This is a genomic window from Dysgonomonas mossii (assembly GCF_004569505.1).
Lineage (GTDB): Bacteria > Bacteroidota > Bacteroidia > Bacteroidales > Dysgonomonadaceae > Dysgonomonas.
This window is the reverse complement of sequence record NZ_SPPK01000006.1, coordinates 19,890-43,157: the sequence shown is the minus strand read 5'-3', so window position 1 is coordinate 43,157 and position 23,268 is coordinate 19,890. Positions and strand designations below refer to the sequence as shown.

Genomic DNA, 23,268 nt, shown 5'->3' with positions numbered 1-23,268 from the left:
GCTGTTAGCTTCTAGCTATCAGCTTTTTATTTAATATTCCTGAGCGATATGTGTAACTACACTGTCTACAAATTTACAAATTACAGCAAGGCTATTGCCACTTGTATCTTTAATAACGATTTTACCATTACCACTCATGTCCTGAGTTGTTATATAATTATAATCACCAAGCAAGTCAAAGCCTTTTGTGGCAAGCTCCTTAGCCTTATCGTTACCTCCCATTTCTGACAATAATAATGGTTTTAGAGGACTGAAGGTTCCACATATAAATGTAGTCTTATCTTTAGCCTGATCCGACAGATCACTCTTTAGTCCTGTTGCTGATATGTTTTTGAATACACTTTCGCTATTTGTAAAGAAGAACATATTGTTGTTGATTCCAAAGTAAGCATTCGTATTCTCATCCACTTTTAGCGAATATGTATTTGGATTCAGTTCAGTGAAAACGGCAGCTTCGCCATTAAGTTCTTTTATTTTTCCTTTTGCAATATTCCATATAGAGTTTGCGTCTTTGAGGTCTGCAAAAAATGAAAGTTCAGGAGATGAGTCTGTATATTCAAAATCGTAGTAATCAGATTTTTTTGTTACAATTTTTACATTATTTACGGCAAAAGTAATGTCTCCATCCATATTCGATATAAAAGATTTCAGGTCGATGCCTAACTCCGATAAGTTAGAACCTGCACTTTCTTCTATCAGAGAAATGAAGCCTAATTCGTTCAGATAATTATAAATACCTTCTCCTTTCATGTTAGCCGAGATGGAAAAGATAGGTTTATCTGTAAAGTATTTAAGCTGATCACCTTTTAGTTTACCTGTCATCTGCGACGCCAGTTCGTTAAATTTCTTCTCTGCTTCCGGGGTATCATAGTACATTTTATTGCTAAATGCTATTTCCCCTTTTTCGAACGAAATAAAAGCAGCTGTATTTATATCTTTTAATTGGTCATATAATTCTGTTAGCATTTTATTTACAGCATTCCCGTCATGTCCTTGCATTGCCAATGCCGGAGGTAACAAAGAAGACCACATTCCTTTTATATTACTGTATGAAGAGAAGATCGAAATATCCTTTTTGTTCGAAATAAATTCTGCGAATGATTTTTTAGAGTTGATGCTCTCTTTGGCTGTTTGTGTTAGTTGTTTTGTAACCAATGTTTTCAGATCAGGCAAGGCACTATGGTCGCGATAATATACAGTTCCCATATATGTAAGCAATAAAAGCTTATCCTTAGTCCAGCCTATAACAAAGTTTTGTTGTGCACTTAATGTAGTCACTCCATCTTTTTCTTCCAACATTTGTTCCGGTAGTTCGAAGGTCTTGATAAGTAATTCCTTCAATTTCTTCTGATCGTCTATTTTCAAAACAATACCCATTGTCGTACTGTCCATATACATGTAACAATCGCTAAGAAAGTCGATGCCTGTCGAATTTGGGTTTTTAAGGAAACTCTCAAGCTGTTCAATAGCTTTTGTAGCATTGCCGCCGGATTTAGCCTTGTCAAGGGCTTCTTTTATAACTTTATTCTCCAGTGGCTTATAGTCGGCTTTTGTCAATAGAGATTTTGTATCGATATGTATAACAGTAGCGGCACTCGCCGGTATCGAGTTGGTCAAGTCTGCCGAATCTTTACATGAGTAAAAAAAAGCTACAAATAATGCAACTATGAGAGTAATACCCGTTTGTTTCATAATTTCGTGTTTAAAAATATTAATTCTGCGAATATAAGAAAAAGAAAGGTGTTGAGCTTTGGAATGATTAATTCTTTTCACATTTTATGAAGATTGTTTTGCGAAAAAGATAATTTTGTATCCAAATATAGAACGTAATGAATCTTTTTGAAAATTTAAAGAAAGCATATACACGCATTCACCCCAAACCAAAGTATGGTGCTTTGGAACTATTGAAATATATAGGTCCCGGACTATTGGTAACTGTAGGCTTTATCGATCCCGGTAACTGGGCTTCGAATTTTGCAGCTGGATCGGAGTTTGGATATGCCCTGTTATGGGTGGTAACACTGTCTACCATTATGTTGATTATCCTTCAACACAATGTAGCCCACTTGGGTATTGTGACAGGTCTCTGTCTTTCCGAAGCCGCTAATAAATATTTACCCCGTATGGGTTCGCGAACTATATTGTGGTCGGCAATGGGAGCTTCTGTATCCACGTCTTTGGCCGAAATATTGGGAGGAGCTATTGCATTGAATATGCTTTTTGATATTCCTATCAAAGTGGGAGCCGTATTAGTTGCAGTTTTCGTTTTCGCGATGATGTTTTCGAATTCGTATAAAAAGATAGAGCGTTATATTATTGCCTTTGTCTCTCTTATAGGACTATCCTTTATCTACGAGCTTTTTCTTGTTGATATAGAGTGGGGAGAGGCGGCACAAGCATGGGTAGTGCCTTCTATCCCTGAAGGGAGTATGTTGATTATAATGAGTGTGCTGGGTGCAGTGGTCATGCCGCACAATCTTTTTCTGCATTCGGAAGTGATTCAAAGCCGTCAATGGAATTTGCAAGATGAGGCTGTGATTGAAAAGCAATTGAAATACGAGTTTTTCGATACATTTTTCTCTATGTTTATCGGGTGGGCAATAAATAGTGCGATGATCTTATTGGCTGCTTCAACTTTCTTTAGAGAAAATATCGTCGTAAATGATCTTCAACAAGCCCATTCCCTGCTCGAACCATTACTGGGGAGTAATGCGGTTGTGATATTTGCATTGGCGTTGCTGTTGGCGGGCGTTTCGTCTTCTATGACTTCGGGTATTGCGGCAGGCTCTATATTTGCGGGTATGTACGATGAACCTTATAATATAAAAGACATACATTCGCGTACAGGTGTGATTATCTCACTCGGGATAGCATTGCTAATCATATTTATGATAGGCGACCCTTTTAAGGGGTTGATTATTTCTCAAGCTATTTTGAGTGTGCAACTTCCAATAACTGTGTTTTTGCAGGTAAGGCTTACTTCATCTAAAGAGGTAATGGGCAAGTATGCTAATACTCTTTTTACGAAAATACTTTTGTATGGCATAGCCATAGTTGTTACGCTTCTTAATATATTGTTGTTGGTTAGTTTCTTTGTAGATGTTAAGATATAAACGATATTGCTCGAATAAAGAACCGTTTTTAGGTCTGTTTTTCTCTCTTATAAACACATTGCGAGCTAAAATATAACATAAGAGGGATCAGATTCTTTTTTGAATACGTATCTTTATCACTTGATTATTAATAAAAACCGGATAGTTATGAAAAAGTATATTGTTTTTGCTCTTATCTGTTCGATTGCATTCGCTGCGTTTACTGGGTGTAACTCAAAATCAAAAACGGATAATACAACAGATGAAAAAACTGTAAAAACAGAAGTAAAAGGAGAAGCACCGAAGAAGAAATATATTAAGCTGGCCGAAAAAGCGAATGCTTCGATGCCAATGGTATTACCCGGCAATATACGCATGGATCGAGCTGAGGCTGTTTCTGCTACAGAATATAAGTATTACTACACTTTCACTCAAGAGCCTACCGTATCTGTTGACGAATTTGTTCGGAGTGCAAAGCCTGCTATCACTATGGGAATGCGTGAGAATAAAGGCGAAGATCTCGATATGTTTCGTAAAGATAAAATGACGGTAATATTTGCTTATTATAAATTGGATGGTACGCTTTTTGCAGAGATAAAAGTGTCTCCAAATGAGTACGCAGAATAATTTCTGCTTGTTTTTATCTATTAATAGAATGATTTAAAGGAAAAAGGTGACGATATAAATACGAATAAAAAGTGTCACTTTTGTCACCTTTTAATAAAACCCAAAATATAACTGAATATGATTAAACACATTGTAATGTGGAAGCTGAAGGATGAAGCTCACGGAAATGATAAAGCTACAAATGCAAAACTGATAAAAGAAAAACTAGAAGCTTTGTCGGGTAAAATTGATGGATTACTCAAGATAGAAGTAGGTGTCGACTTCTTAGGAGGAGGCAACTTTGATGTTGCTCTTTATTCAGAATTGAGTAAGAAAGAAGATTTAGAAATATATCAGAATCATCCGTTACATCAGGCTGTTCTTCCTTTTATCAGAGAGGCTGTAATAGATAGAAAAGCCGTAGACTTTGAGGTATAAATGCAAGAAGATATAATAAAAGACATTCGTAAGAGATGCCGTATGGCTATGAACGGTATCGTTTCAACAAACATGCGTCAGCGTGGTTTGGATTACAAGCTAAACTTTGGCTTGTCTGTTCAGCAGATCAAAGATTTAGCGAAGCGTTATCAACCTGATTCTAAACTGGCGGAAACGCTTTGGGCAGACAATACTCGCGAGCTGAAAATATTGGCAACCCTACTTTATCCAACCGATTCTTTTACAAAAGAAAAGGCGGGAGAGTGGGGTGTATCTATTCCCAATCAGGAGATAAGAGAACAGATTTGTGCAAACTTGCTTCAAAATGTGGCATTTGCCAGAGAGATAGCATTGGAGTGGGCAAATTCAACTGTTACAGATATCAGGACTACAGGGTACTGGTTGTTGGCGCGTTTGTTTATTGCTAAGAAGACTGAACCGGTAGCTGTAGAATTAGTGTCAACTATTTGGGATGATGTGATATCCGAGAATATTTTTCTGCGGAATGCTGCATTGTTAACTCTAAAACATATTGGTCGCCAATCTAAAGATATTGCAGATCGCATTCTTCAAAAATTATCTATATATAAGGAAGATAAAGATCTGATAAAGCAAGAAGCGTTTAATAGTATGGCTTTCGAGTTTGATTATTTCTTTGAGGGGTAAGAGTAATGTTTGGATTAGACTTCTCCCTCATATTATTCTTCGTTATTCTTATACCGGCTTATGTGTTGATAAAGCACTTTAAGGGTAGGAAAGAGCCTTTGGCATTATTGGTAATGTCTGTCCTTTCTATTCTTTGTTGGCTGCTGATAGGAGTTGTACTTTACTTTCTGGATATAGATATGCAAGCAACGGCATTGTTAGTCAATGTCTTGATCTTTTCACCTGTCTTCCTTTCCTCTCTCATCTTATTGATAAAGCTAATTCTTTTTGTAAGACATAAATATAAAAAACGAGGTGAAATATCTCATTAATTAAGATACTTCACCCCGCTTAATATTTTAGATTATAAATACCTTAACTATTTTCCAATAGCATATCTTAGTCCCATGTAGAATTTACGACCCTGAGTTGGTCCCCACACCATTGTGGCATCAAAGTCATCGCCAAATGGATTTTCTGCCGAGACGATCGGATTCTTTTGTTTGAAATCCGTAATATTCTCTGCACCCACATAGATACTCCAATTACGGAAGTTCTTAGTGATCTGTGCATTCAGTATTGTAAACGAATCGAATGTAGTTTTCCACAAAGGATTCACCGCATCAGGGGTTGGCATGCGTCCGCCTCCGTTAAATTGGGCGGTAAGGTCGAACACCCATTTCTTTAGGCGCGTTTCGTAAGAGCCTGTTAGAAGTGCTTTGTAATCACTTACCAGAGGTTTTTTCATTAGTTTGTCTCCGTAAGTTGTTTTTGCATTTGTCCAGCGATACGCTCCCAATATATTAAACCCTTTGAATAAGGGGTATGAAGCTTCTATCTGATAACTATCGGCATACGATTTGCCTGACAGGTTATAGAACTTTACAGCATGAGGGTCGCTATCTACATCGGTTACCACCTGATTGTCAAAGTCGGTTCTGTACCACTCTCCTGATATGGTAAGTTCTTCACCTCTGATTGGTATATGAAAAGAGATGCTTGTACCATAGTTCCATGCCGATTCTTGTCGTAGGTTGTCTGCTATTTCTATCTTTCGGCTGCTTGCCAAGAAGTAACTGTTTTCAGGCATAACAAATACTGTACGATAGCCTTTCCCCGCAGATGCTCTAAGGTTTAGCCATTCTACAGGCATATACTTTAAGTGCAGGCGTGGTGTAATGAATGCTTTTTTGTGAAGGGTACTGTAGTCTGTCCGCAATCCGGCTAGTGCAATGAACTTATCATCCTTGTTAAAGGTATATTGAAGATATCCTCCTGTCACAGTTTCTTCATTGGGCTGATTTGTGATTGGCTGAGTCAGATCAATTGAATGATTGTATTTGTCCCAGTTCATACTTAAACCTGTACTTAGTTGATGCATCTTGCCAAACCCTGTTTCATACATCAGCGACGCATATAGATTGTTTTCATATACATTGTATTTGTCTGCTGCATACTTTGATTTCTGATCGTGATATGAGCCTGTGAATATCAGAGCAATATTTCCGTTACGTTCTTCGTCTACAATGTATGAGTTCTTTGTATAAAATTCCCCTCTGTTTGTCTTTACAGATATTTCGTATGGATCAGTATTGATGGAAGCAGAATTTAAAGTATGCATTGTTTGCCCACTGGTACGGTAATCCTGTAAGAAACGAACGCCGAATTGTGAAGCATATCTGCCAGACATATAATTCCACCTGTTCATCATATTAAACTGGTGTTTCTTCGGCATGTCTAAGAAACTGTCATCGTTGTCGTCATGTGATGCAGATTCATTCGAATAGTGCAGGAATACCCCCGTGCTTAACTTATCATTCAAGATAAATGCAGCATCGGCATTGCCTTCATATCTTCCGGCATCACTCGAAAATAAATTCAAGCTGAGAGGATCTGCGCTATTTGGCTTTTTGTATTCTACATTCATTTGTCCTGTAATCGACTCATAGCCGTTCTTTACCGAAGCTGCGCCTTTAGATATCTGTATGCTTTCCATCCATGGGCCGGGTATGTAATCCAGTCCGTATACTGAGGCTGCCCCTCTAAAGTTAGGATAGTTTTCTGTCAATGTTTGCACGTAAGTTCCGGCTAGCCCGAGCAATTGTATTTGTTTAGCTCCTGTTACCGCATCGCTAAAAGATACATCTACCGAAGGATTTGTTTCGAAGCTTTCGGAAAGGTTGCAACATGCCGCACGGTGCAATTCTTTGGTTGTTATTTTTTCCGTATTCAATAGGCTTGTACGAGATTTGATTGTTCCCGGTACTGTCCTTTCTACAACGACTTCGCCTAATTCGGCATTTTCTTCCAATACAACGTTTTGTGTGTCTGCAAAATCATGTATGTGGATAACTTTATCTTCAAATCCGACATACGATATGGCGAGCATGTGATCTTTGTGTGGCGTACCCGATATTTCAAAGTAACCGCGTTCGTCAGTCATTACTCCTGCCTTTGCATTCTCCCATCGTACAGATGCACCGATTAAGGGCTGTTTTTGGTTGTCGAATACATAACCTTTCAAGATGTCTTTGCTAAAGGCGAAAATGGGGATGAGGAGAAGTAGAATAAATATTTTAAATATTTTCATTTGGATTCTTATTATTTGATTTGTAAAATACAATAGAAACTTTGTTGCATACCCGATCGGTACACAATAAGCTGATGTGTATTACAAAAATCAAATAATAAGTACGCGAATGAGTGACAGGTATTCACGAGGTGGAATATCCGGTGGAGATTCGAATATAGAATTATCCTGAGTATATAAAGAATTATCTGTAAGGATACTCAATGGAATAGTTGGTGAAACATCCGATATCCAAACGAATGGCACAGATACTATCGGCCTGAATAAAGAGGCATCAATATCTATAGATAAACGAGAGGTGGTGCAAGATATATCCTGAGTGAAAGAAGTCTCTCCGCACGATTCATCGTGTAATACATCTTTGTGCATCGAACAGCAATCACCTTTCTGCTCTACTTTCTGATGTTCTAGAGAACAACATGTATGTTGCTCGGTCATGAAAAGGGTTTGCTCGCTACATGAATTGCAGCAGTAGTTTATAATTGTAACCCCCGCACCGGTAAGAAACACCGTTGCGGCAGCAATTATAAGAATGAAATTTTGTGCAAATCTTTTCATATCAAATGCAAAGATATGAGAAAATTATAGACACATATAGGTTTTAAGTTTTTTTTAATTTAGAGTGATTCTATTTAGTTTTTTCTCTATTCTTTCTATTTCGTTACTTCATCAATCAGATAAAATATAGACTTGAAGTTTATATCGCTGTATTCGCTCATCCCGATTTCGCAAGTACGGCTCGTAGAGTAGCCGTCTTTACATCCGGCAGGGATTTGTTCGTTGAGGTGTCTTTGCCCGTGAGCATTCAACTCTGGATATGTGAATCCTCTGTCGCCGGCAAAACCGCAACAATTCGTATCCACAAAGGCAACCTCTTTGGAGCATAACTTGGCCAATTGCAATAGCTTTTGTTCCATGCCAATCTTTTTCACTGAGCATACAGGGAAAATAGTCACTATATTACGAGGGTGTTTGATTTCCAGCTTAGGCATCACAAAGTCGAGCATAAACTCTATTGGGTCATATATCTTTAAATTTTTATTCTCGTATGCCTCATGGAAAGTATAGAAGCATGGACTCATATCAAATAGAATAGGATACTTCCCATTTTCAGAAGTTTTCAATAATGCATTTTCCAGCTCTTTTGATTTGCGGGCACCTTCTTCTTTCAGACCTTTACTGCTAAACGCCATCCCACAACAAAGGCTATTGATACCCTCGGGATAAATAATCGTAAATCCTGCACGTTGTAGAAGTTCCTGTGTCTTTTTTGTCAATTCGACATCGCCCTTTTCATAGCCGTTTGATTTGCCCATCGAACGGTTTATACACGAAGGGAAATAAACAACTTTATTTACCTGTCCTTCATTTATTACCATATCCTTTATCTTGTTCGCTCCCTTAGGCATATCCTTATTCCATTTCGGAATCGTTTTTAGAGATAAGGTTCTCATCGTAGAAGCGATTCCACCCATCAGTGTATCGCCTAATATAGAATGGACGAAGTGAACAAAATTAAGTCCTCCTCTTGCTGCCGAGGTAGTCCCGGCCATGCGGTTGCCGATATAAGATGCTACTTTTTTTGCAGTGTCCGATGCTTCTTCATGTCGGACATGCTTGATAAATTTGCCAGTATCTATTTTTACAGGACAAACCAAGCCACATAATCCATCTGTAGCACACGTCTCGTCTGAATAATACTTCGCGTCATTCAGCATTTGCTTCAATCGTGAAGGATCTTCTCCGAATGCTTTTAGTCTTGATATCTCTCGAGCAATCACGATACGTTGGCGTGGCGATAAGGTTAGCCCTTCAGCAACACAGTTTGGTTCACAAAAGCCACATTCCATACATTTATCTATTATCTCATTTGCTGCAGGAAGAGGTTTCAGATTCTCAAGATGTATCTTGGGATTCTCGTTGATGATTACACCCGGATTTATAAGTTTATGAGGATCAAAAATATCTTTAATCTTGAGCATGATCTTATAAGCCGCTTCTCCCCATTCTTTTTCTACAAAAGGAGCCATGTTACGCCCTGTCCCATGCTCAGCTTTTAACGAACCATCAAACTTATTGACAACAATGTCGGCCAGTTCGTCCATCATATCTGCATACTTCTGTACCTCGCTTGTACTGTTGAAGTCCTGAGAGAATACGATATGGAAGTTGCCGTCGAGGGCATGTCCGTATAACACGGCATCAGTATATCCTAAACGCTTGAATAAATCTTTTAAAGCCACACATGCATCTCCCAGTCTATCTATTGGAAACGCAACGTCTTCTATAAGACATGTTGTTCCTGTTTTTCGTAGGCCTCCAATGGAGGACAGAAGCCCTTTACGAGCTTTCCAGTTAAAATTATATTCTTTACGATCAGATGTAAATTTATATGGTTGTATTGTGGGATATGGTTCAATTGCCTTGCGGATGATAGCCTCTTTTTCATTCATTTCGAGTTGTTCGTTGGCTTGTATTTCTACCAGCAGCAAACAGGCTGTTTCGGGTAATGTCCGAAAATACGAAGGAGCTTCCGGATCGTCTTCGATAGATCGTATAGAGTCTCTATCGAGTAATTCTACTGCAGACACAGGTGTCTTTTTGAGCATAGGAACTACTTCACAGGCTTTCTCTATGGTTTCAAAGATCATTAGAGTACAAGCTTTATGTTTTTCATCAACAACCGTATGGTAGGTTATATCGGAGGTGAAAGCCAGTGTCCCCTCCGAACCAATCATCAGGTGCTTAATGATATCGAAAGGATCTTCATAATCTACTAATGCATTTATGCTATATCCTGTCGTGTTCTTTATTTTATACTTTTGTTTAATACGCTCTGTAAGCGTATTGTCAGCTTTTATTTTATCTCTAAGTTTTTCTATTTCACGGATAATTTCAGGATGTTTTTCAGTGAAATCCAATTTACTTTTTTCATCCGAAGTATCCAGGATAGTACCGTCATAGAGGACGATGCGGATATCTGCAATTGTTTTGTATGAGTTCTGATCTGTACCACAGCACATTCCGCTCGCATTGTTCGCGGCTATACCCCCGATCATTGCGGCATTGATAGATGCCGGATCGGGACCTATCTTACGACCAAATGGCTGTAGGTGAATATTTGCTCTTGCTCCTGTTATTCCGGGCTGTAGTTTTATCTTTAAAGCTTCATCATCAAGAATCGTATATTTTCGCCATTCGTGTGTTGCTACCATCAGCACCGAGTCGGTTATCGCTTGCCCCGAAAGGCTTGTGCCTGCTGCCCGATATGTAACCGGAATATTGAGTTTTCCTGTCTGACGTATTACTTCTACAGCCTCTTCTTCTGTATGTACCTGTACTACTATTTTAGGAATCAGACGATAAAAACTTGCATCAGTACCGTATGCTAATAGTTGTAGAGGATTGGTAATAATTCGTTTCGACGGAATTGTTTTAGATAATTCTTTTTTCAGTTGCTGATAATTATCAGGTAACATAGTATTTAGCTTTTTAGTGATCAGTATAGGTAAACGGTTTCGGAAAACCAATGCAATTTATAAAACATATTTGAAATAGGAGTACGTTTTAGACTTATTTCAATGGTGGGTAGATGTGATAAAAACCTAAAAGGTCAACGAATTATTTAGAGGTCTGAGGTTTATTTTGTATATTTATTATTCTTTTTAGTTTTGGAGATATGAGTTGCTAAAAAGCATAAATTGATGTATTTTTCCTCTGCTATAATTTATTAAATACAAGAAAAAAGACTAATTTTGCTACTCAAATTTTAACAAACAAAAAACGAAATACATTATTCATTTTTAAACAAATAAAAACAATGAGAATCGAGAAAATTTTCGCACGTGAAATCTTGGATTCAAGAGGTAATCCTACAATTGAAGTTGATGTAACTTTGGAATGTGGCGTGGTTGGTCGTGCTGCAGTACCATCTGGTGCTTCAACTGGTGAAAACGAAGCTTTGGAACTTCGCGACGGTGACAAAAAACGCTACCTTGGTAAAGGTGTAGTGAAAGCTGTTGACAACGTAAACAAAGTTATCGCTCCGGCTCTTTTAGGTGAATCTGCTCTTGATCAAAGAGGTATCGATTTGAAAATGATTGCCCTTGACGGAACAAAGACTAAATCTAATTTAGGAGCTAATGCTATTCTTGGTGTTTCGCTTGCTGTAGCTAAAGCTGCTGCTAACTACCTTGAACTTCCATTGTATCGCTATATTGGCGGTACTAACACTTATACTCTTCCTGTACCGATGATGAACATCATCAACGGTGGATCTCACTCTGATGCTCCTATCGCATTCCAAGAGTTTATGATTCGTCCGGTAGGTGCTCCTTCTTTCAAAGAAGGTTTGCGCTGTGGAGCTGAAGTATTCCACGCTTTGAAGAAAGAATTCCACGACAGAGGTCTTAGTACAGCTGTAGGTGACGAAGGTGGTTTTGCTCCAACATTGAATGGTACAGAAGATGCTCTTGAATCAATCCTTAAAGCTATTAAAGCTGCAGGATATGAGCCGGGAAAAGATGTTACAATCGCTTTAGACTGTGCTGCTTCTGAATTCTTCAAAGGTGGTGTTTATGACTATTCTAAATTTGAAGGTCCTAACGGAGCTAAACGTACATCAGCAGAACAAGTTGAATTCCTTGCAAGCCTAGTAGCTAAATACCCTATCGATTCTATCGAAGATGGTATGGGCGAAAATGACTGGGACGGATGGAAATTGCTTACAGACAAACTTGGAGATAAAGTTCAGTTGGTAGGTGATGACTTGTTTGTAACTAACGTTGAGTTCTTGAAAAAAGGTATAGAAACAGGTTGTGCTAACTCAATCCTTATCAAAGTAAACCAAATTGGTTCACTTACTGAAACTTTGGATGCTATCGAAATGGCTCACCGTGCAGGTTACACTAGTGTAACTTCTCACCGTTCGGGAGAAACTGAAGATGCTACAATTGCTGACATTGCAGTTGCAACTAACTCAGGACAAATCAAAACAGGTTCATTGAGCCGTTCAGACCGTATGGCTAAATACAACCAATTACTTCGTATCGAAGAAGAACTTGGAGACAAAGCTGTTTACGGATGGCAACGTGTACAACGTAAAAAATAAGAAGAAAACTTCTTGATATTATAAAGGCTGTTCCGATAGGGATAGCCTTTATTTGTTTGCTTTCTTTTGTATCTATATATTTTAGTTTTCTCTCCTTGATAGAGACTATCGTCTACAACAAAATTCTCATTCGACCGAATCTTTGGCGAAATCTTAGTATCTTTACCAACTCCAAAATTTCTTACTGCCGTTCCGGCTAAGTTTAGTGACATATGAAATATATTCGACTTATAATCTTTTCAATACTTATAATATCAAGTGTCTCCGTTTATTCTCAAAGTGAAAAAGATACACCTCGTAATGGTGAAGGTATACATGCTTTTCTGAGAAGAAACAAACGCACAGGGACAGATAATCTTAATAAGTTTCTGGAGTTGAATAAAGGAAAGTTCGGTAAAGAAAATTCTCTATTGAAGGATGTTTCGTATCTATTACCTGAAACGGATAAGAATAATACGAAAAAAACAGAGAACGAAGTTTCGGATTCTGGTCAAATGGGTAAAAAAACGGAGAATAAGCTTTTTGGAGAAAAATATGCGGAATATACGATTAAATCAGATAAGCTAAAAGGTGCTTGTTTCTTCTTATCCAGTGGGCACGGAGGACCCGACCCCGGAGCAATGGCAGAGGTAGACGGTTATGAGCTTTGCGAAGATGAATACGCTTATGATATAACGCTTAGGCTTGCACGCAACTTGATGGAAGAAGGAGCTTCAGTATATATGATTATTCAAGATGCAGAGGATGGTATAAGGGATGACCGTTATTTATCGAACAGTAAGCGTGAAACATGTATGGGGGCTACTATCCCTTTGAACCAGATTGCCCGGTTGAAACAACGAACAGATAAAATCAATAGCTTGAGTAAGCGTTCGAAAGCAAAATATAAAAGATCTGTTTTTATCCATTTGGATAGCAGAAGTCAGAAACAGCAATTAGATGTATTTTTCTATTACTCAAAGAATAGTACTGCGGGTAAAAAACTTGCGAATACAATGCGTGAGACTTTCAGTGATCATTATGACAAGCATCAGCCGGATAGAGGCTTTACCGGAACAGTAAGTACACGAACCTTATACGTTCTTGATAAAACTCTGCCTGTGGGTATTTATGCTGAGCTTGGCAATATTCAGAATAGTTTCGACCAGCGTCGCTTTTTACAATCAGATAACAGGCAGGCTTTGGCTAATTGGATGTGTAGGGGTTTCATCAAAGACTATGAAAACTGGAAAAAGGGAAAGTAAAGAATAGATATTCTAATGTTTTTTAGCTCTTATCCTTTTGAATATTGATAGCTCTACGATACAACAGATGAAGAAAACCTCCATTGTCAGTTATCATAAAAACTAATATATTTGTATAAATACAAAAAAGTGCATTATGAGATTATTACTTATCAGCAATTCAACAAATCCGGGAGAGGCGTATTTAGACTATCCGAAGTATAACATTAAAGAGTTTTTAGGTGAAAAACCTGTAAAAGCATTATTTATTCCTTATGCTGCGGTTACTTTTTCCTACGATGAATATGAGAAGAAAGTCAACGATCGTTTCAAAGAAATAGGGCATAGTGTTGTTAGCATTCATCACTACGACGATCCTGTAAAGGCAGTTGAAGAAGCAGAGGCTATTGTAGTAGGAGGCGGTAATACATGGAAGCTTGTCCGCATGATGCGTGATAATAAGATTATAGAGCTTATTCGTAAAAGAGCAAAACAAGGAGTTCCATATATAGGGTGGAGTGCGGGTTCAAATGTGGCTTGTCCTACATTGCGAACAACAAACGATATGCCGATCATCGACCCAAAAGGATTTGATGTGGCGAACCTAGTCCCTTTTCAAATAAACCCACATTATCTCGATACACATCCCGAAAATCATGGAGGTGAAACACGTGAAGATCGTATCAGGGAATTTATTACAGAAAACCAGGACATATATGTTGTCGGACTGCGAGAAGGCTCTATGCTGAACCTTGAAGGCGATGACTTGAAACTTATCGGAAAAAAGACAGCACGTATATTCAAATATGGAGAAGAACCAAGAGAATTGAAAACAGGTGATGATTTCAGTTTTCTACTAAAGAAGTGATTAAAGGTTCATCTTCTCAATAGACATACCACACTCATAGCCCTCTTCGTAGAGTGCTGTGAGTTTGTTTATATCTTTTTCTATACGATCTACAATGATCGGTTTTTGTGGTCTGATAACAAATACAGATCCTTCCTCCTCAAGCTTTTCTATCAAATCCAATTGAGAATTATAAAGACTATTTCTGTTACTTAAAGCCTCACGCATAGCCGGATATTTCCGGTAAATGAAAGATGGTATTTTTATATCCTTGCTTTCTTTTCTGTATCCCTTGTTGCGTGTAAGGATTACTATGTTTTTTTTATAACCCTGATCTATTGCCCTGTTAACAGGGATTGAGTCGCAGATGCCTCCATCAAGCATAGGGATATCATCTACATACGCTATAGGGCACATAATAGGTAAACTGCTGGATGCTTTTACAATATCTATAACCCTTTCCTTATTCGATTTCTCTTCTAAGTACTCTGCTTGCCCTGTAAGGCAATTGGACGTTACCATTTCAAACCGTGATGGGGAGGAAAAGTAAGTCTGATAATCGTAGGGTATAATATTTTCAGGAAACTCATGGAACAGTAAATCGAAGTCCATGATATTGCGTTTCTTTATATAGTGTTTAAGCCCTATATATTTATACTTAGCCAGAAGGTCTATATTGCTATATTTAGCTCTTCCTTGTTGCTTAGAGATAAAAGAAAGTCCATTACACGCTCCGGCAGATACACCAATTGCATAAGGAAATTCTATATTTCGACTCATGAAATAATCCAAAACTCCACAGGTGAAAACTCCACGCATGCCTCCTCCTTCAAGTACCAATCCTATCTCTGATGTATTAATCATCTCCGTTTTTTATACTTATTGGGGGCTAAAGGTAGCAATTTTTGCAATAAAAAAAGTTCTGCTCTTTATCGCAAGGAACAGAACTCGAAAAGTAGTAATTCTAAGTATGTGGCTTATTTATTAGCAATAAGACCACTGGAATTATTGTTTACTTGAACTTGCTTAACTGTTAATAGTTTTCCGCTCGCATCATCATATACGTGTATTAGATGCTGCGATTTGGTAGACCATGTTGCCATATTTTTATCCCATTTGGTGAAGATAAGATTGGCCACTTTGCTTCCATCCGAATTGTATTCATATACATATTTATAAGTTCCAACCCATCCTTGAGAACTCCATTTGTAATATGTTTTTTCCTTCAGATTGTTTTTTGTATCGTAGACAAATACAGCTTTCTTCAAAGCTTCTAATGAAGTTCCGTCTACTGTTGTATATTCTTTTGTGCAACCGTATTTAGTGGTTTCAATATTGCTATATACTTTGTCTTTTGAATTTCCTGCATATATATTAGAGAATGAAAATAGCGTTGCCAAAACTGTTGTTAAAAATATTGCTTTCATGTCGGTATCTTTTAAATTGTTACCTTGTTAATAGATCGAAATTTTGTTTTTAAAAGCGCTTTCTATATATATGACGTTGTCAACTATCGAATAGTTACAAAAAAGTTAGTCTATTTTTAGTACTATGTTATGCATAGAAGTATGTTTTGTGTATATATGTTTGTAAATTAGTCGTTTATTACTGGTGTTAATTAAGGTTAATGATTGAAAGACTGTTCTTTTTTAGCCATATTTTTTATGATATAATTAATAAAATACTTTTCAGTAAGGTGAAAGAACTTATCTTTACATCGTTTTCTGCTTACAGATAATATAGAATATTATTTATTATCCTTAATGAATTAAAGAAATGGAAAAAATTGATTTTTATCAGGTTATAGATGGTGTTAGGCAAGTCGTTAATACCGAAGAGCAATTTCTACTATCATTGTCAGAAGGACTGATAACCACGAAACTAAATAAGCAGAACAGAAATATAAAACAGATACTTGGACACTTAGTAGATTCAGCATCTAATAATATACATCGTATTATTCATTTGCAAAACCAGCCTAGTCCATTGATTTTCCCTGATTATGCTAACTTGGGAAATAATGACAGATGGATCGCTATTCAGGATTATCAGACAGAGAATTGGGAGGACTTGGTTCAATTGTGGAAATATTCAAACCTCCACATAATGCATATTATCAAACATGTAGACACTGATAAGCTCGGTAATGAATGGATTACAGCGCTAGGTGATAGAGTCTCTCTAAAAGAGATGATTATAAATTATCTCCCTCACTTGCACTTGCATATACATGAGATTCATGAGCTGTATGCCAGTAATGCTTAAGATATACTCTTCAAAATAAAGAGAGGATTTGGAAACCCCAAATCCTCTTCTATTATAAGTTATTATTATCCTCAATTAATAAGCTCTCGCGAATATTACTCGTTGAGCAGATGGCTTTCCTGTAACCATACATTTGCCCGGAGTTTTATCTCCTTCAAGAGGGATACAACGTATTGTTGCTTTTGTCTCAGCTTTCACTTTTTCCTCAGTTTCAGCCGTACCATCCCAGTGAGCAAGAATAAATACACCTTCCTCTATCTTCTCTTTAAACTCTTCGTATGTCTCTACAGTGATCGTCTGCTTAGCTCTGAAATCGAACGCTTTTTTGTAGATGTTAGCCTGAATATCATCCAATAGATTCTTGATATACATATCCAGCCCGTCACATGATACAGTCTCTTTAGTCAGCGTGTCGCGGCGAGCAACTTCTACTGTGTTATTTTCCATATCGCGCGCGCCCATAGCCAAACGTACAGGAACTCCTTTCAATTCATACTCCGAGAATTTCCATCCCGGTTTTTTGTTGTCTGCATTGTCATATTTAACACTGATGCCAAGGGCTTTCAATGATTTTACAATGCCATCCACCTTTTGGTTGATTAAGGCTAATTGTTCTTCACCTTTATATATAGGAACAATAACAACTTGGAATGGAGCTAGTTTTGGAGGAAGCACAAGTCCGTTATCATCCGAGTGTGCCATTATCAGAGCTCCGATAAGGCGGGTAGATACTCCCCATGAAGTAGCCCATACGTAATCCATCTTGCCTTCTTTATCCGCAAATTTCACATCGAATGCTTTTGCGAAATTCTGTCCAAGGAAGTGAGATGTTCCCGATTGAAGGGCTTTCCCATCCTGCATCATGGCTTCGATTGTATATGTGTCTACAGCACCGGCAAACCGTTCAGATGCTGATTTCACACCTTTAATTACAGGCACAGCCATATACTCCTCGGCAAACTGAGCATACACGTTCAACATTTTTTCCGCTTCCTCTACCGCTTCTTCTTTTGTGGCATGAGCTGTATGCCCTTCTTGCCACAAGAATTCTGCGGTACGCAGGAATAAACGGGTACGCATCTCCCAACGTACAACATTTGCCCATTGATTAACCAAGATAGGCAGATCTCTATATGATTGTATCCAATTACGGTACGTATTCCAGATAATCGTTTCGGAAGTTGGACGAACAATAAGTTCTTCTTCCAATTTTGCATCAGGGTCAACTATTACTCCTTTTCCGTCGGGATCATTTTTTAGACGGTAGTGAGTTACAACAGCACATTCTTTAGCAAAACCTTCAACATGGTCAGCCTCTTTACTCAAAAATGACTTGGGGATGAAAAGCGGGAAATAAGCATTCATGTGTCCTGTTTCTTTGAACATATCGTCTAATTGACGTTGCATTTTTTCCCAAATCGCATAGCCGTATGGCTTTATCACCATACATCCGCGTACAGCAGAGTTTTCTGCTAAATCTGCTTTTAATACCAAATCGAGATACCACTGACTGTAATCTTGACTTCGAGGTGTCAGTTCTTTAAGTTCTTTTGCCATATTATTGAATTCTGTTTTTCCAAAATTGCTACAAAGTTAGTAAAAGCCCTTAATTAAATGATATTTGATTTGTATTTCTTACAGGGTTTGTTTTATAGAAGTCACTGTAACTTCCAATACCCTGCTCAGAAATGAGTATTTTGCTTTCATGTAGTTATATTCTTTTCCCGAGGTAATATATTTCGCCGTTCCTTCTATATAAAAGCCTGTTCCCTGATAATCTTTATAGCCTAAAACATTTCTACTGCCCAATGTAAGTTTTACTTTGTTGTTTACTTCTACATTTTTTTGTGTTTTACGCAAGCCATAGGCTGGGATGAGAATGCGTTCATCTTCTGTCACTTCCAGATATGAGTTCCATGTGTTTGCTATATGCGGTTCTTCCTTTCCCCATGATACGATTGATACTACCCCTTCATTTTCGATTACTTTATGAAATTTCTCTGTAAGTTTCTTTGATTCATTCATTGTTTTCTGTTTTTTATTCAGGCATAAAATTACAATTCATCGGATGGGTAAATCTTAAGCTGGTTTAAGAAATACCTTAAGGGTTCTTTTTCCTAATCTCACTCAGGTATTCCGGCGTAAGTCCTAGGAACGAAGCAAGCATATATTGAGGAACACGTTGAACAAACTCGGGGAAAGATGTCTTAAAGTGTTTATATATTTCTTCTTTCGAAAGTTCATAGAGCAGCTTCATTCTAAACTGTGAAGCAGCAAGTGCTCTTTCTGTGACTAACCTGAAATATCGTTCTAAAGAGGGCAACTCTAAAATCATTTTTTGAAAATCGTGAAAACCGATAGCCAGCACTCTCGAATTTTCTATCGCTTGTATATAATAGTCGGACGCTTTTTGGTTAGAAAGGCTCATATAATCCGTCATCCACCAACCCTCCAACGCAAATTGAATTGTTTGCTCCGTTCCTTTGTCGTTGTGGAAGAACATGCGCATGCAGCCTGTTTCAATGAAGTAGTAGGCTTTGCAGACTTGTCCTTCTTCCAATACAAATTGTTTGCTTTTTAGATCAAGGAGGGTTATATATTGAGATAATATTTCAATATCAGATTCGTCGAAATGAATATAATTGCGAATATGGCTGATCAGTTTACTATACATCGCTTGTTATTTAATAAAGGCTCTAAAGTAATATAAAAAAGACAGAGTTTGTCCTTATTGATATTTTGTATCTTTGCCATCTACTAATATAAGATAATTATGAAATCAAAATATACAGATATTCTTCTCGACTTGGATGATACGCTTATAGATACTATAGAGAATACCCGGCAGACTTTAGTAGAGCTATATGATGATTATAACTTTGGAAACTACTTTCCGTCTTTCGATGATTTTTATACAATATATTATGCCAATGTCAGTCAGCTCTGGGAGATGTATGGGCAAGGTAAAATATCGAAAGCCACTTTGCAAAGAGAACGTTTTATTGCCCCTCTTTCTTTGGTAGAAGATATATCGGAAGAAAAGGCTCTTGCTATTAATGATGATTATATAGAGCGGATCATGCAAAAAAAGAACCTTATCGATGGTGCTGTCGATTTACTCGACTATCTGAAATCGAAATACAAGATACATATCCTATCCAATGGCTTTACCGAGATGCAATATATCAAAATGGATAATGCCGGACTAACAGGCTATTTCGACAAGGTGATACTTTCCGATGCTGTAGGGGTGAATAAGCCTCATCCGCATTTGTTCGATTATGCTCTGAAAGAAGCAGGGGCTGAGAGAGACACAACAATCATGATAGGGGATAATCTATCCACAGATATCGGCGGCGCATACAATAGTGGTATCGATCAGATTTGGTATAATCCCGGAGGTAAGCCTGTCGGAGATTTTCAGCCCACTTATATTGTCGATAAGCTATCAGCAATAAAGAATATACTTTAGGAAAAGTAAAGAGCCGGTTGGGGATACTGACCGGCTCTTTATATACATCACTAAATAAAGATATATTTATTAAAAATACTTTTTTAAATCTTCTAGCCAGTCTGCTACACGCTTCTCTGTCTCATTGTATTCATTATCTTCATCCAAAGCCAGACCAACGAATTGCCCGTTTACAACAGCATCAGACTCGTCGAATGTATATCCGTCTGTTGGAACGAAGCCTACGATTTCTACTTTTCCTTTCAGAGCCTTGTACATCGTATACATACCTCCGGCAAAGCTGGTAGAGAAAGATGCGCTGTCGCCTAATCCAAAGATGGCTACTTTCTTATTTGTAAAGTCCATTTTCTCAAATTTCGGCAAAAAAGCTTCCCAGTCATCCTGTAAGTCACCAATACCTGTTGTAGATGCACCTAAAATAAAAAAATCATATGATTGCAAGTCGTCGACACTAACACCATCGGCATTAAAAAGTGTAGCATCGCCGAGTGCTGCCTGTATTTTTTCCGCTACCGCTTCTGTGGCTCCGGTAGACGAGCCATAAACTATTGCAATTTTACTCATAACTAGTTAAGATGTTTATTAATTGATTATCAATTATCTGGAATCATTCAAAATAGAGGGTGCCATAAAGCTTTGGATGATACCCCTAAGTCCCAGATACACTATAAACGCCAGCCATAGGATATTGTTCGCAGAAGCGTCGGAAAACATAAAATATATAAGGAAAAAAGCACCTACCGCTATCAGCATAGAATTTCTCATCTGGTGTGATGCTGTAGCCCCAACAAAGACCCCATCCCACAGAAAAGCAGAGAATCCTGCAATAGGGATCAGCAAAACCCAAGACTGATAGCTTTTACTTAACTCTAATATATTTTTTTTATCAGTGATCAATGCCAATATATAATCCATGCCGGTGGCATAAATGAGCGTAAACAGTAAAGCTATAATAGTACCCCATACGAAGAGACGCTTGACTAAGCGTTTTAGTAAAAACCGATTGTTTTCTCCGATATACTTCCCCGTCATGGCTTCGGCTGCATACGCAAAACCATCCATCATATACGAGAAGAGGATAAACATTTGCATCAACAAGGCATTAACAGCAAGGATGTCTTTTCCCGATTTGGATGATGCAGACATAAAAAATGTTGTTACTGCAATCAGCGCCATTGTGCGAATGAAGATATCACTGTTCACTTTAAAGAAGGGAACGTATGCGTGTAAGTTTTTGAGAACAGAAAAGTCGATGTATTTTTTCAACCAACCGTATTTCATATTCCAGACGAGTATAAATGATAAGAACCCTGTGTACTGTGCACATGCGGAGGCTAGGGCTACGCCTTCTATCTTCATTCCCAATCCGTATACAAAGGCAAAGCTTAAAACTATATTTACAATGTTTACCGTGATAGCTATAAACATCGGTGTTTTGGCATCCTGCATGCCTATAAACCAGCCATTGAATGTGTACATGCCCAATACAGCCGGTGCAGCCCAGATGTATATATAGAAATATTGGTGAGCAAAAACCTTAACGGTAGGGTCAGCATTGAGTAGAAAAAATCCGGCAAGAGCAATAAAGTATTGTAGCAGAACGATTGCAATGCCAGCACTCATCGCAACCGAGAGAGACCTCAGCAGAGTATTGGCTTGTTCTCTATAATCTTTTGCGCCATAGGCCTGTGCTGTGAAGCCGCTTGTCCCCATGCGAAGAAATGAAAAGCTCCAATAAATAAAATTGAATAGCATTGTACCCAAAGCAATGGCTCCGATATAATCTTCCGAATCGAGATGTCCCACAATATACATATCTACCAATCCGAGCAAGGGAACGGTGATGTTTGAAATAATGTTGGGTATCGCTAATTGTAATATGCTTCTATTCATTGTCACTTTTCTAATATATTTGTCACTTTTTTTATTTAATTATTTTTCTATGTATCTACCTGTAGTATAGTATTGTATAATCTTTTCGAGAATGCAAAAGGTGACAAAAGTGACACTTTTTCATCTGTTTTTATCATGTCACTCTTTCTAGCTTTTGAGAATTCAATGGTCTTCAGGTAATCTGGCAAAACCATCTATAATAAGATAAATCTGCGAGCAAAACATATTGAACTTTAAAGGTGTACAAAGGTAGTGCTCTTATAAAGAACGTACAAATGTTAAATAAATACATCTCGTATCTTCAAAATGTTGTATCTTTATGCATCTCCAATCTTGAATATTTATAATTATAAAGACCGTTTTAAGTACCTATGGATGTAAAAATAGAACAAAGTTGGAAAGACCAGTTGAAAAATGAGTTTGAAAAAGATTATTTCGTAAAGCTTACCGACTTTGTAAGAGTAGAATATAAAACCAAACAAATCTTTCCTCCGGCGAGACTTATCTTTAATGCTTTTGACCATACTCCGTTTGATAAAGTAAAAGTTGTTATTTTGGGACAAGATCCATACCATAACGATGGTCAGGCTCATGGGTTGTCTTTTTCAGTACCAGATGGAATACCGGCTCCGCCTTCGCTTGTGAATATATTTAAGGAGATAAACCGAGACTTGGGTATTCCTGTACCCCGATCGGGTAATCTGACCCGTTGGGCAAATCAGGGTGTATTGCTGCTCAACGCTACACTGACTGTTCAAGCGCATATGGCGGGCTCGCATCAGAAAAAAGGATGGGAAGCATTTACCGATGCAGCCATACATCAGTTAGCCGAAAAAAGAGAGAATCTGGTCTTTATCCTTTGGGGAGCATACGCTCAAAAGAAGGCTTCATTTATAGATCCTAACAAGCACTTGGTGCTAAGGTCTGTACATCCTTCACCTCTTTCGGCTTATAATGGATTTTTTGGCAATAGTCATTTCAGCACGGCGAATAAGTATTTGCAATCAAAAGGTATTGCACCAATCGAATGGTAGAGTATAACAGATATTGATATAAAAAGATCAAATAAAAATGGCGGCAATAATTA

22 protein-coding genes are annotated in these 23,268 nt (G+C 37.8%); 11 read left to right on the top strand and 11 right to left on the bottom strand.

Going from position 1 to position 23,268, the window contains the following annotated elements:
* Window positions 1–30 precede the first annotated feature (30 nt).
* On the bottom strand, window positions 31–1,692 hold the full coding sequence (locus E4T88_RS15355; RefSeq protein WP_135106982.1) for a DUF4836 family protein: 1,662 nt from the start codon (window positions 1,690–1,692) through the stop codon (window positions 31–33).
* Between the two features lie 137 nt (window positions 1,693–1,829).
* Here E4T88_RS15355 and E4T88_RS15350 point away from each other — a divergent pair, with 137 nt between their 5' ends.
* The 5 genes from E4T88_RS15350 to E4T88_RS15330 all read left to right on the top strand — a co-directional run bounded on the left by E4T88_RS15350 (window position 1,830) and on the right by E4T88_RS15330 (window position 5,113).
* On the top strand, window positions 1,830–3,113 hold the full coding sequence (locus E4T88_RS15350; RefSeq protein ID WP_135106980.1) for an Nramp family divalent metal transporter: 1,284 nt from the start codon (window positions 1,830–1,832) through the stop codon (window positions 3,111–3,113).
* A 147-nt stretch (window positions 3,114–3,260) separates the two neighbouring features.
* Window positions 3,261–3,719: a hypothetical protein gene (locus E4T88_RS15345; RefSeq protein WP_135106978.1), complete on the top strand. Its 459-nt coding sequence runs from the start codon at window positions 3,261–3,263 to the stop codon at window positions 3,717–3,719.
* 117 nt (window positions 3,720–3,836) lie between these two features.
* Window positions 3,837–4,136 carry a Dabb family protein gene (locus E4T88_RS15340; protein WP_135106976.1) on the top strand — a complete coding sequence of 100 codons (300 nt, stop codon included), beginning with the start codon at window positions 3,837–3,839 and terminating at the stop codon, window positions 4,134–4,136.
* Entirely contained in the window at window positions 4,137–4,802 is a 666-nt protein-coding gene (locus tag E4T88_RS15335; protein ID WP_135106974.1) for a DNA alkylation repair protein, read from the top strand.
* Between the two features lie 5 nt (window positions 4,803–4,807).
* Window positions 4,808–5,113, top strand: a complete 306-nt coding sequence (locus E4T88_RS15330; RefSeq protein ID WP_135106972.1) for a hypothetical protein — start codon at window positions 4,808–4,810, stop codon at window positions 5,111–5,113.
* A 47-nt stretch (window positions 5,114–5,160) separates the two neighbouring features.
* Here E4T88_RS15330 and E4T88_RS15325 read toward each other — a convergent pair whose 3' ends face one another.
* The 3 genes from E4T88_RS15325 to E4T88_RS15315 all read right to left on the bottom strand — a co-directional run bounded on the left by E4T88_RS15325 (window position 5,161) and on the right by E4T88_RS15315 (window position 10,850).
* Entirely contained in the window at window positions 5,161–7,371 is a 2,211-nt protein-coding gene (locus E4T88_RS15325; RefSeq protein WP_135106970.1) for a TonB-dependent receptor, read from the bottom strand.
* Window positions 7,372–7,461: 90 nt separating this feature from the next.
* Entirely contained in the window at window positions 7,462–7,929 is a 468-nt protein-coding gene (locus E4T88_RS15320) for a hypothetical protein (RefSeq protein ID WP_135106968.1), read from the bottom strand.
* A 95-nt stretch (window positions 7,930–8,024) separates the two neighbouring features.
* Window positions 8,025–10,850, bottom strand: a complete 2,826-nt coding sequence (locus tag E4T88_RS15315) for an FAD-binding and (Fe-S)-binding domain-containing protein (RefSeq protein ID WP_135106966.1) — start codon at window positions 10,848–10,850, stop codon at window positions 8,025–8,027.
* Between the two features lie 341 nt (window positions 10,851–11,191).
* On the opposite strand from E4T88_RS15315, the gene eno reads away from it, so the two are divergent.
* The 3 genes from eno to pepE all read left to right on the top strand — a co-directional run bounded on the left by eno (window position 11,192) and on the right by pepE (window position 14,572).
* Entirely contained in the window at window positions 11,192–12,481 is a 1,290-nt protein-coding gene (eno, locus tag E4T88_RS15310; RefSeq protein ID WP_006842055.1) for a phosphopyruvate hydratase, read from the top strand.
* A gap of 212 nt (window positions 12,482–12,693) precedes the next feature.
* Complete coding sequence (locus E4T88_RS15305; RefSeq protein WP_135106964.1) at window positions 12,694–13,725, top strand: N-acetylmuramoyl-L-alanine amidase family protein; 1,032 nt, start codon at window positions 12,694–12,696, stop codon at window positions 13,723–13,725.
* Between the two features lie 136 nt (window positions 13,726–13,861).
* Entirely contained in the window at window positions 13,862–14,572 is a 711-nt protein-coding gene (pepE, locus tag E4T88_RS15300) for a dipeptidase PepE (protein WP_135106962.1), read from the top strand.
* Here the strand turns inward: pepE and E4T88_RS15295 are convergent, their stop codons facing one another.
* Together E4T88_RS15295 and E4T88_RS15290 are read right to left on the bottom strand one after the other, a co-directional pair.
* Window positions 14,573–15,415 (bottom strand): patatin-like phospholipase family protein, encoded by an 843-nt coding sequence (locus E4T88_RS15295; protein WP_135106960.1) that lies wholly within the window; start codon window positions 15,413–15,415, stop codon window positions 14,573–14,575.
* Window positions 15,416–15,528: 113 nt separating this feature from the next.
* A complete protein-coding gene (locus E4T88_RS15290) occupies window positions 15,529–15,978 on the bottom strand; it encodes a DUF3836 domain-containing protein (protein WP_135106958.1) in 450 nt (149 codons plus the stop codon).
* Between the two features lie 349 nt (window positions 15,979–16,327).
* Here E4T88_RS15290 and E4T88_RS15285 point away from each other — a divergent pair, with 349 nt between their 5' ends.
* A complete protein-coding gene (locus E4T88_RS15285) occupies window positions 16,328–16,816 on the top strand; it encodes a DinB family protein (protein ID WP_135106956.1) in 489 nt (162 codons plus the stop codon).
* A 75-nt stretch (window positions 16,817–16,891) separates the two neighbouring features.
* On the opposite strand, the gene proS is transcribed toward E4T88_RS15285, so the two are convergent.
* The 3 genes from proS to E4T88_RS15270 all read right to left on the bottom strand — a co-directional run bounded on the left by proS (window position 16,892) and on the right by E4T88_RS15270 (window position 19,490).
* Window positions 16,892–18,373 (bottom strand): proline--tRNA ligase, encoded by a 1,482-nt coding sequence (proS, locus tag E4T88_RS15280; protein ID WP_135106954.1) that lies wholly within the window; start codon window positions 18,371–18,373, stop codon window positions 16,892–16,894.
* A gap of 78 nt (window positions 18,374–18,451) precedes the next feature.
* Window positions 18,452–18,841 carry a pyridoxamine 5'-phosphate oxidase family protein gene (locus tag E4T88_RS15275; RefSeq protein ID WP_135106952.1) on the bottom strand — a complete coding sequence of 130 codons (390 nt, stop codon included), beginning with the start codon at window positions 18,839–18,841 and terminating at the stop codon, window positions 18,452–18,454.
* A gap of 76 nt (window positions 18,842–18,917) precedes the next feature.
* A complete protein-coding gene (locus E4T88_RS15270) occupies window positions 18,918–19,490 on the bottom strand; it encodes a Crp/Fnr family transcriptional regulator (RefSeq protein ID WP_135106950.1) in 573 nt (190 codons plus the stop codon).
* A gap of 99 nt (window positions 19,491–19,589) precedes the next feature.
* Between E4T88_RS15270 and E4T88_RS15265 the strand changes: the two genes are divergently transcribed.
* On the top strand, window positions 19,590–20,288 hold the full coding sequence (locus E4T88_RS15265; RefSeq protein WP_135106948.1) for a YjjG family noncanonical pyrimidine nucleotidase: 699 nt from the start codon (window positions 19,590–19,592) through the stop codon (window positions 20,286–20,288).
* Between the two features lie 69 nt (window positions 20,289–20,357).
* On the opposite strand, the gene E4T88_RS15260 is transcribed toward E4T88_RS15265, so the two are convergent.
* Window positions 20,358–20,852 carry a flavodoxin gene (locus E4T88_RS15260; RefSeq protein WP_006842069.1) on the bottom strand — a complete coding sequence of 165 codons (495 nt, stop codon included), beginning with the start codon at window positions 20,850–20,852 and terminating at the stop codon, window positions 20,358–20,360.
* Window positions 20,853–20,885: 33 nt separating this feature from the next.
* Window positions 20,886–22,181 (bottom strand): MATE family efflux transporter, encoded by a 1,296-nt coding sequence (locus E4T88_RS15255; RefSeq protein WP_135106946.1) that lies wholly within the window; start codon window positions 22,179–22,181, stop codon window positions 20,886–20,888.
* A 371-nt stretch (window positions 22,182–22,552) separates the two neighbouring features.
* Here E4T88_RS15255 and ung point away from each other — a divergent pair, with 371 nt between their 5' ends.
* A complete protein-coding gene (gene ung / locus E4T88_RS15250; protein ID WP_135106944.1) occupies window positions 22,553–23,215 on the top strand; it encodes a uracil-DNA glycosylase in 663 nt (220 codons plus the stop codon).
* The last annotated feature ends 53 nt before the right edge of the window (window positions 23,216–23,268 follow it).